At 51.7% G+C, this 16,650-nt stretch carries 15 protein-coding genes; 9 read left to right on the top strand and 6 right to left on the bottom strand.

Translation table 11 applies throughout. The annotated features are described in order from the left end of the window. The gene (locus BUB27_RS12625) at positions 1-1,077 is read right to left on the bottom strand and encodes an RluA family pseudouridine synthase (protein ID WP_234991748.1); all 1,077 of its coding nucleotides are present in this window, start codon (positions 1,075-1,077) and stop codon (positions 1-3) included. A gap of 141 nt (positions 1,078-1,218) precedes the next feature. On the opposite strand from BUB27_RS12625, the gene BUB27_RS12630 reads away from it, so the two are divergent. Together BUB27_RS12630 and BUB27_RS12635 are read left to right on the top strand one after the other, a co-directional pair. After that, the gene (locus tag BUB27_RS12630) at positions 1,219-3,585 is read left to right on the top strand and encodes a serine/threonine protein kinase (protein ID WP_159434952.1); all 2,367 of its coding nucleotides are present in this window, start codon (positions 1,219-1,221) and stop codon (positions 3,583-3,585) included. Positions 3,586-3,632: 47 nt separating this feature from the next. Then, positions 3,633-4,973 (top strand): class II 3-deoxy-7-phosphoheptulonate synthase, encoded by a 1,341-nt coding sequence (locus tag BUB27_RS12635; RefSeq protein WP_143184203.1) that lies wholly within the window; start codon positions 3,633-3,635, stop codon positions 4,971-4,973. Here BUB27_RS12635 and BUB27_RS12640 read toward each other — a convergent pair. Continuing rightward, positions 4,970-5,566, bottom strand: a complete 597-nt coding sequence (locus BUB27_RS12640; protein ID WP_143184204.1) for an acyl carrier protein phosphodiesterase — start codon at positions 5,564-5,566, stop codon at positions 4,970-4,972. The two genes, BUB27_RS12635 and BUB27_RS12640, sit on opposite strands and share 4 nt — an antisense overlap. Before the next feature lie 337 nt (positions 5,567-5,903). Here BUB27_RS12640 and BUB27_RS12645 point away from each other — a divergent pair, with 337 nt between their 5' ends. The 4 genes from BUB27_RS12645 to mnmE all read left to right on the top strand — a co-directional run bounded on the left by BUB27_RS12645 (position 5,904) and on the right by mnmE (position 10,066). Next, positions 5,904-6,563, top strand: a complete 660-nt coding sequence (locus BUB27_RS12645; RefSeq protein WP_143184205.1) for a PEP-CTERM sorting domain-containing protein — start codon at positions 5,904-5,906, stop codon at positions 6,561-6,563. 82 nt (positions 6,564-6,645) lie between these two features. Beyond that, the gene (locus tag BUB27_RS12650; RefSeq protein WP_234991749.1) at positions 6,646-7,566 is read left to right on the top strand and encodes an MYG1 family protein; all 921 of its coding nucleotides are present in this window, start codon (positions 6,646-6,648) and stop codon (positions 7,564-7,566) included. A gap of 56 nt (positions 7,567-7,622) precedes the next feature. Further along, positions 7,623-8,717: a histidinol-phosphate transaminase gene (hisC, locus tag BUB27_RS12655; protein WP_143184207.1), complete on the top strand. Its 1,095-nt coding sequence runs from the start codon at positions 7,623-7,625 to the stop codon at positions 8,715-8,717. Next, positions 8,717-10,066, top strand: coding sequence for a tRNA uridine-5-carboxymethylaminomethyl(34) synthesis GTPase MnmE (mnmE, locus tag BUB27_RS12660; RefSeq protein ID WP_143184208.1), 1,350 nt, complete (start codon positions 8,717-8,719; stop codon positions 10,064-10,066). Before hisC ends, mnmE begins: the two co-directional genes overlap by 1 nt. A gap of 6 nt (positions 10,067-10,072) precedes the next feature. Here the strand turns inward: mnmE and BUB27_RS12665 are convergent, their stop codons facing one another. Further along, a complete protein-coding gene (locus tag BUB27_RS12665) occupies positions 10,073-10,471 on the bottom strand; it encodes a DUF4279 domain-containing protein (protein WP_143184209.1) in 399 nt (132 codons plus the stop codon). 4 nt (positions 10,472-10,475) lie between these two features. Then, positions 10,476-11,729 (bottom strand): M48 family metallopeptidase, encoded by a 1,254-nt coding sequence (locus BUB27_RS12670; RefSeq protein ID WP_143184210.1) that lies wholly within the window; start codon positions 11,727-11,729, stop codon positions 10,476-10,478. 121 nt (positions 11,730-11,850) lie between these two features. On the opposite strand from BUB27_RS12670, the gene BUB27_RS12675 reads away from it, so the two are divergent. The 3 genes from BUB27_RS12675 to BUB27_RS12680 all read left to right on the top strand — a co-directional run bounded on the left by BUB27_RS12675 (position 11,851) and on the right by BUB27_RS12680 (position 14,524). Then, positions 11,851-12,522, top strand: coding sequence for a hypothetical protein (locus tag BUB27_RS12675; RefSeq protein WP_143184211.1), 672 nt, complete (start codon positions 11,851-11,853; stop codon positions 12,520-12,522). A 262-nt stretch (positions 12,523-12,784) separates the two neighbouring features. Beyond that, positions 12,785-12,937 (top strand): hypothetical protein, encoded by a 153-nt coding sequence (locus BUB27_RS18930; protein ID WP_159434953.1) that lies wholly within the window; start codon positions 12,785-12,787, stop codon positions 12,935-12,937. A 414-nt stretch (positions 12,938-13,351) separates the two neighbouring features. Continuing rightward, the gene (locus BUB27_RS12680; RefSeq protein ID WP_143184212.1) at positions 13,352-14,524 is read left to right on the top strand and encodes a porin; all 1,173 of its coding nucleotides are present in this window, start codon (positions 13,352-13,354) and stop codon (positions 14,522-14,524) included. A gap of 89 nt (positions 14,525-14,613) precedes the next feature. Here the strand turns inward: BUB27_RS12680 and rarD are convergent, their stop codons facing one another. Both rarD and BUB27_RS12690 read right to left on the bottom strand, forming a co-directional pair. Then, complete coding sequence (gene rarD, locus BUB27_RS12685; protein WP_143184213.1) at positions 14,614-15,474, bottom strand: EamA family transporter RarD; 861 nt, start codon at positions 15,472-15,474, stop codon at positions 14,614-14,616. Between the two features lie 16 nt (positions 15,475-15,490). Beyond that, entirely contained in the window at positions 15,491-16,627 is a 1,137-nt protein-coding gene (locus BUB27_RS12690) for a dienelactone hydrolase family protein (protein WP_143184214.1), read from the bottom strand. Positions 16,628-16,650 lie beyond the last annotated feature (23 nt).

A 16,650-nucleotide genomic window follows, 5' to 3' on the forward strand; every position in this document is an offset into this window, starting at 1 on the left:
TTATGCTTTATGGCTTTCTGGCGAGTAAAAAGGCTCGGTCCAGGGATGAAATTCGTTCGGGATTGGGGCGAGAAACTCCATCGATTCTCCGGTGGCCGGATGATTGAGTACCAGCCTTCTGGCGTGAAGCATGAGTCTGCCGGGTTGGCTTTTCTGCCTGGAGATCTTGGAGTAAATGGGATCTCCCAAAATGGGGGTGCCAATGTGCACCATGTGAACGCGAATCTGGTGGGTGCGCCCGGTGTGAATGTCGCAGAGCATGAGTGAGGTGTCGTTTTCCTCGTGGGTGCCCAGTACTTTGTAGCTTGTGATGGCTGGTTTTCCTGAGCCAGGGTTGACCACGGCCATTTTCATGCGGTTGACGGGGTGTCTGCCAATATTGGTAAAAATTGTGTCCTCGCTCAGCTTGGGGCGTCCTTGCACGGCGGCCAGATACTGTTTCTTGGTGTCTCTGTCCGCAAATTGCTTCAGCAGTGACTTGAGGGCGAGGTTGCTCTTGGCTACGACAATGCAGCCCGAGGTGTCTTTGTCCAGGCGGTGGACGATGCCCGGGCGCTCGTTATCTTCGGTGACGGCGAGTTGTCCCTGGCAGTGGTGGAGCAGGGCATTCACTAATGTCCCGCTTGCATTTCCCGCGGCTGGGTGGACCACGAGTCCGTGCTCTTTATTGATGACGATGATGTGCTCATCCTCGTAAAGGACATCGAGTGGGATGTCTTCCGGAAGCAATTCCTCGGTTTCGGGCTCAGGAATATTGATAGTTACCTCGTCACCCGCGTTGACGGGATTTTTGGGTTTGGCCTTGGCGTTGTTCACCAAGATGTCTCCAGACTTTAGTAGCGCCTGGATCTTCGCTCTAGAAAGCTCAGGTAGCTTGGATGTCAGAAATACATCCAATCGTGTACCGGTGGTATCATCTACGTGAATCTTCATGGTGTCGAAATCGCTTGGCCCGGCTCTGAGGTGGCTGGATGTGATGTCGCCGAGAGCTGTTTTACCCTGAGCTTTAATCAACCAGCCTTGTAGTAGCGGTGGGCGGATCGGGATCTTCCTCAAATGTGAGTCTGATGCAAGCATTTGCTGGATCTGTCTGAGATAGGAAAAAAATTACCGAGATCTAAAGTTTTTCTGTTTCCAAGCAGAGTATTCCTCGTAGTGTTTATTGGTATGGAAGTTTCGGTGGAGGAAATAGAGAGCTGCCCGTCGTGCGGATGCGCGATGGACGTGTCTGTTTTGTCTCCGTTTACCAATGTGAAATGCCCGGAATGTGGGGAGCAGACGCGTGTCAAATGTAAGCTTGGTAACTACGAGCTGAAGAAACGTCAGGGTGTAGGGGGAATGAGCTTGGTCTTTGGGGCGGCTGATTTGACGCTCGGGCGCGAGGTAGCCATTAAGATCCTGAATGAGGCCTACTCGATGGATGAGAAACGGATCGCTGAGTTCGAGAAGGAGGCGCGCATCACGGCTGGTATCAGTCATCCGCATGTGGTCAGGGTATATACCGTGGGGCAGGCGTTTGGTAGATATTACATTGCCATGGAGATGGTGGCAGGCGGAAGCCTGGAGCAGAAGATGTCCGAGAAGGGCTCGCTTGATGAAAGTGAGATTGTCTCCATAGCAACCCAGGTGACCGAGGGCTTGCAGGCCGCGCAGCGGGCGGGCCTGATCCACCGGGATATCAAGCCTGGTAACATTCTTTTTGATAACCAAGGTCACGCAAAGATTGTGGATTTCGGTCTGGCGCTTGTGACTCAGGGGGGGAAAGCGAAGGCTGAGGAAATCTGGGCAACCCCTTATTATGTTCCTCCTGAAGCGTTGGAGGGAATCGAGGAGGACTTCCGTGGTGACATCTATGCGCTGGGCGCAAGTCTTTACCATGCTCTCTCGGGTAAGCCGCCCTTCGATCAGGAAACGAAGTCTACAACTGCATTGAGGCAGATCAAAGCAGAGCTTCCTTCTTTAAGAAAAGCAGCTCCTTGGGTGAGCGAGGGGCTTTGTGATGTTATCGACAAGTGCATGGCCTTTGATCCGATGGATCGCTACAAGAGCTATGCTGAATTGCTCAAGGCTCTGAAGCATTATGATACGCTGGCCCAGCGCACCGGTGAGGCGACGGCGCCTGTCAGCGCCAGAGCTAAGCGACGTACCATGAGTAAGCAGGCGTCCGCAAATTGGATGTGGGGTGCCATCGGGGCGGTAGCTGTTGGCGTAGGGATAGCTTACGTGGTGCTCAGTAATAATGGTGAGGATGAGTCCGCGGGTGGGGCGACTGTGGGGGAGGTCATTCCTACTTCGCCTGAGGTGAGTGAGGCTAAGATGAAGCTGATAGCGGCAGAGCTTAGTTCCGCGAGAAGTCTACTGAAGCAGCGCAATTATCGTGCTGCCTCAGAGAGGTTGATGCGCTTGGTGCGTGATCCTGAGGTGCCGAGTGAAACTGTATATTGGGCGGGCGTTCAGTCAGCCATTGCTTCTTGGCTGGATGGACGCTCAGCTGATGCACGTAAGGCATTGCGCGAGGTGAGAAACAGGCAGGATGAGGCGGTGGGCGAACTCTCGGCTACGGATCTGAAACTTAAGAGTGCCACAGAGCTGCTGATGCAGTTTAGGCCTATCCAAAGAGAGCAGCTTGGGGCTATGGAGGATGATTTGGATAAGATGGTTCTCTTTGCCGCAGCGTTGAAGAATTGGGAGCAGGGTGTCTGGGATGGGGCGACTACTTTATTCAAGGAGTTTGAGTCTACCAAGATCTCCGAGGATTCTGAAGCGCTGGTGTTCTATCGTTCCTTGGTGAGGGACTACCTGCATGATGAGGGGCTGATGCGTCCCTATGTTGCTGGCTTTCAGTTAGAGAATGTCCAGGCTGCTAAGGCGAGAAGAGAGGCTTTGCTGGCAGTGGAGAAGAAAATCAAGACGCGCGGTAGAGCTGTTTATAATCTGGATAGCCTGAATCATCAGCTGTCGCAGCAGATAAAAGGGTTGGAATCCAAGTTTGGGCAGAAGAAGTATGGCTCAGGCAGGAATGGAAAGTCGGCATCAGAACCGGCTAGGAAAGATCCTCAGGCGGAATGGCGGAGTGTCCACCGGGAGGTGGGCAACTTGGTGGAGAGGTTGGATTTTGCCAAAGCTTCCGAGAAGCTGAAAGAGTATGAGCCGGAATCTGAGGTGAAGAAATCCTGGAGAGAGCAAATGATTTATTTGACCGACTCTGGAGCTGGGTTCCTGGCGGCGGTGTATCGTGATCTGAAGGATAAAGGTGGGAGTTATACCTTGCTTGGGCGCGATGGTAAAACCGAGTTTAAGCAGATTACGGGAGCCAGTGAAGAGGGTGTGGAAGTCTTGGACGATGGGCAGAAGCGACTGGTGCTCTGGCGTGAAATTGAACCAAGTAGTATGCTGGGCCTTCACAATCAGATCACTCGCACGGGGCTGAATGATTTTGAAAAGCGTATCCGTCTAGAGCAGGCGATTGCTTATGCTTGGTTGGTGGGTGAGAAGGAGAAGGCGAAGACGGCGGCTAGTAAGCTTGCTGACGAGAGTCCGGTCTTCAAGCGGCGCTGGGCTAGTTGTATGGATATTCTCGAGTGAGGTGTGATAACCGTTGACCTGAGGGGGGAATTCTTGGAGTTTGGGGCATGACATGGAGCCCTGAATCCTGGAAGAATTTCCCGATTAAGCAGCAGCCTACGTATCCTGATCAGGATGTGTTAGGTGGTGTGCGTGCTAAGTTGGAATCGATGCCGCCTTTGGTGTTCGAGGATGAAATCGTGAAATTACGAAAGGGGCTCGCGGAGGTGGCTGAAGGGAGAGGCTTTCTTTTACAGGGGGGAGATTGTGCCGAGAGTTTTTCTGAGTTTTCCGAAGAGCATATCCAGCAGATGGTCCAGGTGATGCTGCAGATGGCTGTGACGCTGACTTATGCTGGCCAATGCCATGTGTTGAAGATTGGCCGTATGGCGGGGCAGTTTGCTAAGCCGAGGTCGGCGGATATGGAGGAAATAGATGGAGTCTCCTTGCCAAGCTATCGCGGTGATTCTGTGAACGGGATTGAATTTACAGCCGAGGCACGAGTGCCGGATCCCCAGCGTCTGTTAGATTCCTATCATCAGAGTGCCGTCACGATGAATCTTCTTCGTGCACTGACGCGTGGAGGTTTTGCGAGTTTGAGGAATGTGAAAGAGTGGAATCTTGCCGCGATGGCCGGTGGGCCACTGGGGGAGAAGTATGGAGAGATGGCAGAGCGTATTCATGAGAGCTTGGATTTTATCGAGGCGTGCGGCCTGCCGATTGAGGCCTTTGCTAGTCTGCAGGGGACGGCTCTTTACACCTCTCACGAGGCATTGCTGCTGGATTATGAAGAGGCGATGCTGCGTGAACATGAGGGTAAATGGTATGATCTTTCCGCGCACTTCCTCTGGATTGGTGAACGTACTCGTCAGTTGGATCACGCGCATGTGGAATTTCTGCGCGGTGTTGAGAATCCAATCGGTGTTAAAGTTGGCCCTGCGGCCACGGCTGACGATGTTTCAGCGCTGATGGACAAGTTGGATCCTGACAAGGAGCCAGGTAAGCTTGTCTTCATTACGCGCGTAGGGGCAGAAGGTGCCTATGAAAAGCTGAAGAGTCTCTTCGAGCGTGTCGAGCTCAGTGGGCGTAAGGTCGTCTGGGTGTGTGACCCGATGCATGGGAATACGGTGAAGGCTTCCAGTGGATTGAAAACCAGAAAGTTCGAGTCAGTGGTTTCCGAAATCCAGGCCTTCTTCAAGGCTCACAAAGCGGTCGGTACCTGGCCTGGTGGTGTTCATCTAGAGATGACGGGGCGAAACGTGACCGAGTGCACTGGAGGGGCCTATGCGCTCAGTGATGAGGATTTGCTGGAGTGCTATGATACCCAGTGTGATCCTCGCCTGAATGCTGCCCAATCGCTTGAGGTTGCGTTTCTGGTTGCCGAAGAGCTTAAGAATCTTCGTGGTTAGAGTTGGTTGTTGGGGTGGCTACGTGTGTAGCTCTGCAGCTCCGGGTAGAAGCGGTGAAAGAGGGCTTCGAGGGAATGGTAATTTGTCTTCAAGTCGTCCATGGCATGGTAGATCGGAGCAGTATATTTACCTCGAGTTGATACGCGTTTGAAGGTGCGTTCGATACCGGATAGGGCTTTATAGCCTACCAGCCAGTTTTCTTTCTTCATATAGGGAAGTGCGTGTTTTAAGCGTCCGGCTTGCCAATCGGGGTGTCGCTCCAGGGCGGCATAGCATTCCTGAGCGAAGTCATCTAGCGAGCCTTCATGGTACGAGTCCCAATGTTGAGCTAGAAAGTGATCGTAGGCGATGTCGATGATGATGCCGGCGTACCGTCTTCGTTTGGGGGCTAACAGAATTTTGGCCTCGCTGAACGTCGGGTGTTCATCGGTGAAGCGGTCTATGGCCCGGTGAGTGATGATACCGTTGATGACTTCCGGTGGGTAGGTTTCAGCCAGAGCCTCTAGTGTTCCCTTTGCGAAGTCTCCAAGTAAGTTGCCAATCCGTGAGGCGTCAGTGGGGGCGGCTAGAGCAAGGTGGGCGAGGAAGTTCATATGTGGGGTGATGCTAGGTAGGCTCTGAGGGTTATTGGGGTTTCATGGTATTGATAGCTTTATTTGTGAAATTGGAGGGGGTACTTATTGCGCTGAATGTATTTTTTGGTCACTAAGGTTGTATGAAGTGGTTTTTCGATGTTTGTTTTTAACCTTTTTCATGTGCAAAGTTTTGTTTCTTATGGTGTTTATTGTTGTATGTTTTGGTGTTTTTGAACGGTTTACCAAGGTTTCATGGGGGTGTTTTTGGTTTTCTTGATGATTGGGATGATAATGAATCTTGTACAAATGCGTTATGTTGTTTTGCTTTGGGTAACTCCTAAAAAACACGCATAACATGAAAATAAAACACACATTGATGGTCTGTCTATTGGCATTAGCTTCAAGCGCTCATGCTGCGCTTGTAACTTTGCAGAACCACTCCTTTGAGGATGGGCCGCTGCCTAATGAGCCTACAGCGAGTACCACGTATAACTCGAGTGTGCCAGATGGATGGACTGGTCTTGGTGGTCCAATTGGTGCCCAGTGGGAAGTGACTCCGCCAGATGGTATAGACGGAGACATATACATTTACCTCCAAGGGGGGAGCACTGTCGTCTCCGGGATCGCTCAGGCGTTTACCTTTAACTTTTCCGCTGGTGATGTCTTTACGTTAACGATGGCTGGTAGAACTGCTTCAGGTTCAGCCAACCAGTTTGTCTTTGATATTCGTAGTACGGATACGATTGGAGATGCTGGTGCTGGTGATAGTCTTATCGGTGGTCCTCAAACTTCTTCTGAAATGAATTCAGCTTTTGCGGACTATGATGTTTCAGGTGTTGCTACTGAAGGGGGCACCAATGCTTACTTGGTGATTTACCGTGAAGAAGGGCAATCAGGGCAAATGCGCTGGGATAATGTGCGTTTGGATGTTTCGGCAGCGTCCGTGCCTGAGCCAAGTTCCGCTGCACTAGTTGGTCTCAGTGGTTTGATGCTGGTGATGCGTCGCCGCAGATAAAAGAATCTCGCAGCATCACGTCCAGCCGACGCGGGGAGTTCCTGTGTCGGCTGGATTTTTTATGGGAAGTAATGGAGGATCCTTGCACGAGGCGGTTGACTTGGCTGGCTATGTGGTGTTCTTGGGGTGCATGAGTATTGAGCGGATCGTGACGCACCCTGGAGGTGCACATAAGGATGATTTTTTGGCCTGTAGTTTGTTGGTGCATCACTTTGGCGTCGGGATTGATAGACGTGAGCCTAGTGAGGAAGATGTGGCAAACCCGAACGTCTGCGTGGTGGATGTAGGGGAAGAGCATGATGATGAGAAAAGGAATTTCGATCACCATCAGTTTCCTCGCGACTATGAGCCCACTTGTGCTCTGAGTCTGGTTTTGCGCTATCTTGGCCTTTATGAAGATGCGCGTCTGTACTGTGATTGGCTGGAGACAGCCGAGTGGATGGATACGCGTGGTCCAGTGAAGACGGCCAAATGGCTGGGAGTGGAGCGGGATGCGATGGCAAAACTCAATTCCCCGATTGATGTGACGATGCTTCGCCGTTTTGCCAAACAGGAGAAGCATGAACCGGGCGAGCCGATCTGGGAGTTGATGAGGATGATTGGCTCTGACTTAGTGGAGTATTTGGAGGGGATGCGTGCGCGGATGAATTATATCTCCGAACATGCACAAGTATGGGAGATTGAAGAAGGCTTTAAGGTGCTCTTCATGCCGCGTACTGAGCCTTTGCCGACAGAGCCTTCCGCTGGCTTGGGGCGCTACATTGAGTCCGTAGAGGAAGCTCAGGGATGTGTAGGGATGGTTTATCCCGACCGCCGTGGTGAGGGCTATGGCCTGACCCGATTCAATGACGACTTGAGGCTGGAGTTTACCCGTGTTGAGGGAGAGGATGATGTTCACTTTGCTCATGTGGCGGGCTTTGTCGCCAAGACCAGCGCGACCGAGGAATCACGCCTCCGTGAGTTGCTTGCGATGAGCTGGCTGGGTGGCGCAGCCAAGGAATAGCGAGATATTCCATAATTCGGGATTGCGGCTTGTGCCCAGATAGCTAGGTTCTGGGCATGAGTATTGAGCAGTACGCGAACCGCTTCGTTTGTGACCTGGTAGCCTATGAGCCAGGTAAGCCGATTGATGAAACCGCACGTGAGCTGGGGCTGAACCCTGAGCAGATTGTGAAGGTGGCGTCTAATGAGAACCCTCTCGGCCCTGCGCCGATGGCTCTGGATGCAATTCGCAGTGCTGCTGAGGACATGCACATCTATCCGGATGGCGGCGGCTACAAACTGCGTAGCGCGCTTGCTGAGAAGTACGATCTCGGCATGGAGAACGTTGTGCTGGGGAATGGTTCCAATGAGATCATCGAGCTGCTCTGCCACTGTTTCCTGAACAAAGATGCGGAGCTGATTGCAGCCGAGCACGCTTTCGTGGTCTACAAACTCATGGCCACTCTTTTCGGGGCAGGCTACGTGGAAGTGGCTGATCCTAATTTTGTTCATGATCTCGATGCAATGGCTGAGGCGATCACTGACAAGACCCGTCTCGTATTCATCGCCAATCCGAACAATCCTACAGGCACAATCGTAGACGAAGAGACGATCGACCGTTTCATGGCCAAGGTGCCGGACCACGTGGTAGTGGTCTTCGATGAGGCATACTACGAGTTCCTTGGAGACAATGCTCCAGACACACTCAAGTATGTGAAGGAAGGTAGAAACGTTTGTGTTCTTCGTACTTTCTCCAAGGCTTATGGTCTTGCAGGTTTACGTATTGGTTATGGTCTGGCAGCTCCGCAGGTAGCTGCGATTCTCCAGAAGGCTAGACAGCCATTCAATACCAACGAGGTAGCTCAGCGCGCGGCTCTAGCGTCTCTGGAAGACGTGGCTCACGTTGAGAAGACTGTGACCAATAATGCTGAGGGCCTTGCGTTCTATGAGACTGCGTTCCAACAGCGCGGCTGGAACTATGTGCCGAGTGTGGCCAACTTTATCCTCGTTGAGGTGGGTGACGGCGACAAGCTTTTCGCTGACATGCTGCAGGAAGGTGTGATCGTGCGTGCGATGCGCGGCTACAAACTGCCGGGCTGGGTGCGCATCTCTATCGGAACTCCTGAGGAGAACAAGCGCTGCCTTGAGGTAATGGACAAGCTTCTGAAGTAATGATCTTAGGTGACACGGTAGTGGCTATCGCAACAGCTCCCGGAGTGGGGGCTGTTTCTCTTATTCGTGTCAGCGGCCCGGATGCGGTGAGTCTCTGTGCCAAGGCGGTACGTTGTAAGGGGGGGCTGGAGGCTCAACCGGAACGTTATGCAGCCTTGGCCAAAGTCTTGGATGCCGAGGGCAATATCATTGATGAGGTGCTGGCCACTGTGTTCCGCAACCCGCGCAGTTTTACGGGTGAGGATGTGGTGGAGCTGGCGTGTCATGGTGGCGTGCTGGTCACGCGCCGTGTGTTAGAGCGCTTGCTGGACTGCGGCTGCCGTAGTGCGGACCCTGGTGAGTTCAGCCGCCGCGCTTTTGAAAATGGCAAGCTCGACCTGACCCAGGCGGAAGCGATCATGGATCTCATTTCCGCGCAGACGGACATGGCGATGCGAGCCGCGCATGAACAACTTCAGGGTAAACTGGGGGACCAGAGCGAGCAGTTGCGTGAGACCCTGATTGGGGTCGTTGCCCATGTGGAAGCCTTTATTGATTTTCCGGACGAGGACATTGATCCGGATACGGGGGCGTCTCTTTTTCGCCGCATAGACTCCGTGCAGGAGGGCATCAAGAAGATGCTGGCGACTGCCGAGCAGGGGAGAATCCTGCGTGAAGGTGTACGCACCGTGATCTGCGGTGAGCCGAACGTGGGCAAGTCCAGCCTGCTGAATGCGCTGTTAGGCTACGAGCGTGCGATTGTTTCTGATATTGAGGGGACGACCCGTGATACGGTGGAGGAAGTGATCAACGTGCAGGGGATTCCTGTGAGGTTGATCGATACCGCCGGGGTGCGCGACTCTTCTGATGTGATCGAGAAGGCGGGTATAGTCCGCACCGAGAAACAGATTGAAATGGCCGACCTCATTCTTGAGGTGGTCGACGGGAGCAAGGCTGGCAAGCGTTTGCTGACGGAAGAGCAGATCGGTGGGAGACATCATCTGTTAGTCGTGAACAAGGCCGATCTTGGCGAAGACGATGTCTGGTCTGGCTCCGGAGGCGTGAGGATTTCCTGTTCGCAGGAGCACGGTCTGGATGCTCTGGGCAAGGCGATCGGTGATGAGCTGATGCTGAATGAATCCGCCTGGGGGGGGCATGCCGTGGCCATCAATGCGCGTCACCAGTCCTGCCTCAAGCGTGCGGCCGAGTCTCTCTCTATTGCCAAGACTGCTCTGGAAGTGGGTGAGGGTGCTGAGTTCGCCGCCGTGGACTTGCGCGATGCTCTGGATGCGATCGGTGAGATCGCTGGCCGAGTGGATACCGAAGAAATCCTAGGAGAGATCTTTGGGACCTTCTGCATTGGTAAGTAGATCAGCCTATTCTTCCTCTCGCGAATAGAGGGAGAGGGCGATGCCTATTTTAAGACTCGCTGCCAGAGAGATTAGCTCTGGAGGCAGAAAGTTCGTTTGCACGAAATGTCCTTTTGCTTCGTATGGGACATCGAGCGTCATTTCCACAGACTCATGGGACTTTATGATTGTCGCTAGCTCAGCTTGGTGAGTATCTAGAAACTTGATGGCGTCTTGGATTTGAGCATCTAGATCGCTCCATGCTCTCTTGCTGACATCGATCGAAAAGCCATAGTCAGTCCTTTGTTTAGCTGACTTAGCTGTAACCGGATCACCCTTCTCAAAGGTGAGATAAGGGTTAAGTTTGGAGCTTCTGAGTTGTTCGCTGAAGGACTGATCGCTACTGGTTACCCTTAGGACGCACATGGTTTTATGCTCTGAGTTTCTTTAACGCAGCTAGGCGCACCAACATCGGTGGGTGGGAGTAGTCCAGAAAGACTGGCAGCGGGTGCGGGGTGAGATTGGAAAGGTTATCTGCGGACAGTTTCTTGAGTGCCGAGATGAGGTGCTCTGGCGTGTCTTGAGCATTTGCCGCATAGGCGTCTGCCTCGAACTCATGTTTGCGTGAGGTGATATTAGCGAAGACACCGAGAATTCGCTGAATAGGTGAGAAGAGCAGAGCGAAGAAGATGAGGCCAGCATAGACGGAGATGTTTTCCACATAGAAAGCACTGAAAAGGTCACGGGCGAAGGCGCTGTCCTTGTTGGTGACGAGGCCAAGCAGGAAGAAGACGACTGCGGAGCGGATGATGCCAGTGATCATGCGCTGGATGATATGCTTACACTTGAAGTGGCCGATCTCGTGGGCGAGGATGCCGACTAGTCCCTCGGTGGTATGGCCTTCGATGAGGGTGTCGTAGAGGGCAATTTTCTTATTTTTGCCGAAGCCTGTGAAGAAGGCATTGGATTTGGTGGAGCGCTTGGAGCCGTCCATCACGTAGAGCTCGGTAAGCGGGAAGTCGCACTTCTTGGCCATGTCATTAATGGCGTCCTTGAGCTCGCCGTCAGGCATGGGCTCAAACTTGTTGAAGAGTGGCAGCAAGTAGGTTGGAGCCAGGTAGGTGAGTAGCAGGGTGAAGGCGGTAAAGGCCACCCAGGCCCAGAGCCAGGCGAGTGCCACAGTATTAAAGATCCAGAGGATGAGAGCGAGCAGTGGCGCTCCAATGATGGCCATGAGGACGAGTCCTTTGACTTGGTCTATGATGAAGGTTTTCGGTGTGGTCTTATTGAAGCCGAACTTTTCTTCGATGACGAAGGTGGAGTAGATCTGGAAAGGGATGTTGATGATTGTATGGGCGCCAATGAGGATCCCGATGAAAGCGAGGCCGCGCAGGATATCGTTTTCAATCCAGCTGCGAACAAGGCCATCAAGCCAGCCAAAGCCCCCACAGAGCCAGAAGCCGAGGGTGAGCGCGAGGGAGAAGATGGACTCGAAGATACCGAATCTCTCAGTGACGCGAGTGTACTCCTGGGATTTGGCGTACTTTTCTTCGTCGAATACTTCGCTGAATTCCTCGGGGAGTTTGGGGTCGAGGGCCTTGAGATTGAAAAGGGTAGCCACGAAGTCGAGAGCCCAGAGGGCGATGAGGGAGACGAGAATAAAGATGCCAACGGCGTTTTCCATGATGCAGAGAGTAGATGGGATGGTCAGGCGGGGTTCAACCGAGAAATGCCACTTCGGTGACATTTCGCAATTCTTTCGCTTCGGGGTAGCGGGAATGCGGAAGGGATGTTATCAGGGAAGCATGAAATTTCTGGGCCTTTTATCCTGTGTCTTCGCCCTCGTACTTTCGAGTTGTAGTCAGAATGCCGGTATTGAGAATGATGGTCTACGTAGGACTGACGTTGTAGATTTTGTGGGTACTTCTATCAGAAGTGCCGTGGAGCCGCAGAAGGGCAAGGGTTCCGTGGCTATTGATCGTATGATTTACTATGCTGGTACCGCTGATCTGGATGGACCATTCAAATGGCAGATTGAAGCTATTGGAGAACAGGGTAAGCAGGTCTCCATGCAGGTGCATGAGGTGCAGATCAAGGCGACTCGCACCAAGCGCCTTGAGTCTTACCCTAAGGAAATGTTGGGTGGGCCGATTGCATTTGAGCCAGTGAAGGATAAAAAGTCTAACAAGACTACAGCCGTGTTTCGCCTTCCGGGCTTACTACAGGTTTATCCTAAGGCGGATGGCTTAGTCAGTGTGATCGCGTTGATTGAGATCAAAGGTGAAGAGAAGAGTGATAAGGAGTGGATTAAATTCTCCATGTTGCCTCATGAGGACAAGAATCAGGAGTTTAAGTTTCTCCCTACCGTGATTGAATATGGCGGAGCTCCTGTACCGGTACGGCCTCATCTGTCTCCTGAGGGCATCTATGTGCCGGAACCTCAGCCCATCCCGCAGTTCCCTCTGCCTGTGCAGTAGAATAGCACTGAGTGCTTATCCTGAGTCATCTGAGGTCAATTCATGACCATCGATCACTCTTTTTTCCTCAGTGAAAGCAGGAGGCTCCATTTTGCTTGCGAACTGTTCTACAGCTTATACTGAATAGCTCGGAACTTTGGATCTTATCGTAAACGGTATGTACGGAGAAACTCAGGAGGGTGACTCCATTTATGGTTTCTACATCCTCCCTTCTACTTGGTTAATCTAGGATAAGCTCGAGTTTGTCGCTCGTTATACCTACATGGCTGCGGATGAAGATATCATTCCAGTATCTCGTTATTCTTCACGCGCAGCTGCGGAAGCCATTGGTGTCTCTCGTGGTGAAATCGTAGGTGAAGAGCATCACTCTATCTACGCTGGTCTCAACTGGTATCTTTGCGGTCATAACAGCTAGTTCCAAGCTGGTATAGAGTATCAGACAATCGATAACGAAACTTATGATACCGATGGTGATGCCACCACATTCTGGTTTGGTTACCGTATGTATTTCTAAGCTCTCAGCTTTAATGTAAGTTTATCTTTCATGCGGCTCCTTGACGGGTGCCGCATTTTTTTATAATTGTTTATATTTTGTTGTGACAAAAAATGTCGAGAAGTTGGGTTTTGTATGTGGCTAACAATTAGCTTGTTGCGTTTTTGTGGGGTGCTTGAGTGGGGATTGAGGTTGCCTGAGATAACTCTAATGTGACATTTTTTACACACAAAAGCGGTTTTGCTTTTCCTTAAGAGGGTTAAACAAACACCGCGAAACAGAGAAACCGAGGCACTTCAGGTGCGATTGGATAATCTGTAACCCACAACAAACATCATGGATAAAAAAGTATTAACAACAATCGTCGGTGGTATCGCCCTTGCAGGCGTTGCAAACGCTGGCACCGTGGAAGTTCCTGCTCCAGCTCCTAGCTCACCATGCGGTGACTGGTGTGAGTGCCTCAAAGAAGTAGGCAAGCTTTACAAGAACAAGAGCAATCCTTTCATCCAGGAATTCAAGTTCTTCGGTCGTGCACAGTATCAGTGGGGTTACACTGACGGTGAAGTAGACGGTGAAGAGTTCAACGCTCAGGGTGACGAACTTCGTCGTCTTCGTCTTGGCGCTCAGGTTAAGTTCCTCAACAACTTCAAGCTCAAAGGTAACATCAACCTTGAGCAAGGTGGTTTCCGTAACCACGAGTTCGGTTACAACAACTTCGACGAACTTAAGCTTACATACAGCCTCGGCAGCGTAGGTGGTTTCGATGACCTCGCTCTTACTTATGGTCGCCAGAAGTTCACTTTCTCTCAGGAAGCACACACTTCTTCCAAGAAGATCAAGACTGTTGAGCGTTCCAACATTGCTAACTTCTTCTACAACTCAGCTCGTCCTACAGGTCTTACTCTCAGCGGTAAGAGCTCCGGTTTCGACTTCGGCTTCAGCGTATACAGCTCTGACATCGACGAAGCTATCGGTAACTGGGATGACGGTCAAATCTACCTCCTTAACCTCGGTTTCGAAGCTGCTGGTGGTGAGTTCGGTGTTGACCTTGCCTACAACGACGTAGACGCAGATGACGATGATGATCTCAACTTCGAGTGGGGTACATCTGTTTCCTACACAACTGATCTCGGTAACTGGGAACTCATGGTAAATGGTCTCTACGGCCAGACTCAGGACAGCGACGCTGTATACGGTCTTGTTATCATGCCATCCACATACATCATCGAAGACAAGCTTGAGTTCGTAGCTCGCTACCAGTACTTCGGTGCTGACGAGCAGGATGTTAAGATCAACAGCCGTAACGTACGTAACGCTGCAAGCTTCGACGATCTCAGCGTTGCTAAAGGTGACGAAAACCACTCCCTCTACGCAGGTCTTAACTACTACTTCTGCGGTCACAACTCCAAGCTCATGACTGGTGTTGAGTACGAAACACTTGACGGTGAAGACGCAGCAGCAGACGTAGAAGCTACTACTTTCTGGCTTGCATACCGCATGTACTTCTAAGCCATTGAGGTGTTTTTCTCATAGCATAGAATGCTAACATATCTGAGATGGCGTGGTTCCTCGTGAATCACGCCATCTTCATTTTACAGCTAAGCCTTACGTCTCAGAGAGCTGAGAGAATAGAGGGTGATAGCGAGCCAAATGAGGCCGAAGGAAGCGAGCTGCGTATTGTTCAGTGGCTCTTTGTAATAAAGCCAGCCTGTCAGGAACTGGCCCGTTGGGGCGATGAACTGTAGCATGCCTAGAGTGGATAGATTAATCCGTTTGGCAGCTGCGGCGAAGAAGAGAAGTGGGGTGACTGTGGCCAGTCCTGTAAGGGCTAGCCAGAAAATAGTTAGAGAAGACCCGTCTCCGGCCACCTCACCTCTGGCGGCTGATGGAATCATTAAGAAGGCCAATGCTACCGGAGCGATGCAGCTGAGTTCCATAGTGAGAGCGGTTAAGCCATCACTCTGTGTCTTTTTCTTGATAAAGCCATAGAGGGCAAAGGAAAAGGCGACACCCAGTGCAGACCAAGGGATACTGCCCAAGCCAATGGCTTGGATGGCGACACCGATAGCAGCGATGAGCACCGCGCCGGCTTTGAAGGCATCGAGCTTTTCCTTTAAAAGAGCACATCCCAGGATTACATAGATCAATGGTAGGATGTAGTAGCCCAGGGCCACCTCCACCACTCGGTCATTGAGAGTGGACCAGACGTAGATAAGCCAGTTGCCCGCCAGTAGAGCCCCTGTGATCAAAGAGTTTCTGAGTACAGTAAGGTCTTTCCATTGTCTGAAGTAATGGGTGAGCCTCTGGCGAAAGGCGAGAATGGGAACCAAGGTAAGCACACCCCAGATGATGCGGTGTGCAATAATCGTAGCTGAATTGATGTCCGCTAATTGCTTCCAGTAGATAGGAAGGCATCCCCAGACTGTATAGGCGGCTATACCGTAGAGAATGCCTTTCATGGAAGTGTTAGAAGAATCACGGGTTCAGTTTTACCTTGAGTAGGGCTGTGGCAGCGGAGGTAGGGTCAAAGCGTTCCTTGAGAGATGTTTCAATAGCTTCTTTGCTGCGTTCCACTTTGCCTTGGAAGAGGATTCCACCTTCTGCATTTTTCACAACAATTTCTTTGTCGAGATCGATCAATTGATCGTTCAGTCGAAGAGTGATTTCCTTCACTGAGTCGCTCTCTAGTGTGATGGTCTGGCCATTTGCCTTGGCTGTGATGGACTGTCCTTTCTCCGGCTTGTCATTGGATAGCCAGTAGAGGCGGTTTTTAGTAATATCGTCCTGGGTCCAGACGACTGTCTTAGGCCATGGGTTTCTGCTGTATTTAGCCATCCAGGGAATAGCCTGCTTACAGTCCAGCTTCATCCAGTGGCCGTGTTCAGGATAGACGATCCACTTGTGTGGGTAGTGGCCAGGATGTTGCTTTTCCAGTTCATCGAGCTTTTCCCCCCATTGCTGGGCTATCTTGTTGCGGTCAAAGGCTTTGTCCTGGCCGCCGCATTGGATGAAGAAGGGAAGGTTGTAGAGATTGTCTGGTTTGGCATCATTGGGGTGACCAGCCATCATAGCTGCGGCAGCCCAGCGGTCTGCCATGCGTGGAGCAAGCTGATAGGTACCATCGCCACCTGCTGAATAACCAGTCAGGTAGACCTTGTTTGGGTTTACTCCCTTGAGAATGATGAAGTCTTCGATCAGCCGGTCAAACATAGGGTCGATATGAGCTTCATGCCAGAGATTCCAAGTATTGGTTGCGGCACGTGGAGCCACATAGAAGCCTTCCTCTGGTTTGTAGAGCTCGATTTGGTTTCTCCATTGCTGGTCGTTAACGGCAGCAGTGGTGCCACCGCCGCCATGCATAGAAATATAGAGGCTATGACCACCCTCTGGTTCTTCGCCATAGGTTCTGATCTCAAATTTCAAGGTCTTGTCCGCGTGAACGATTTTTTTCTCATCCAGATCATTGGCTCTTTCCTTCTTCAGCTGAGTGGAGAGTTCCTTGGAGTACTGAGCAATATAGTCGTTGGCTGCTTGCTGGGAGAGTGATTCGGCGTGAAGCCCAGCTGTGAGAGCCAGGGTGGCGGAGGTCAGTGTGAGGATGAATGGTTTCATGGTCTGAGTGTGTGATGTGAGAA

Source organism: Rubritalea squalenifaciens DSM 18772 (assembly GCF_900141815.1).
GTDB classification, from domain to species: domain Bacteria; phylum Verrucomicrobiota; class Verrucomicrobiia; order Verrucomicrobiales; family Akkermansiaceae; genus Rubritalea; species Rubritalea squalenifaciens.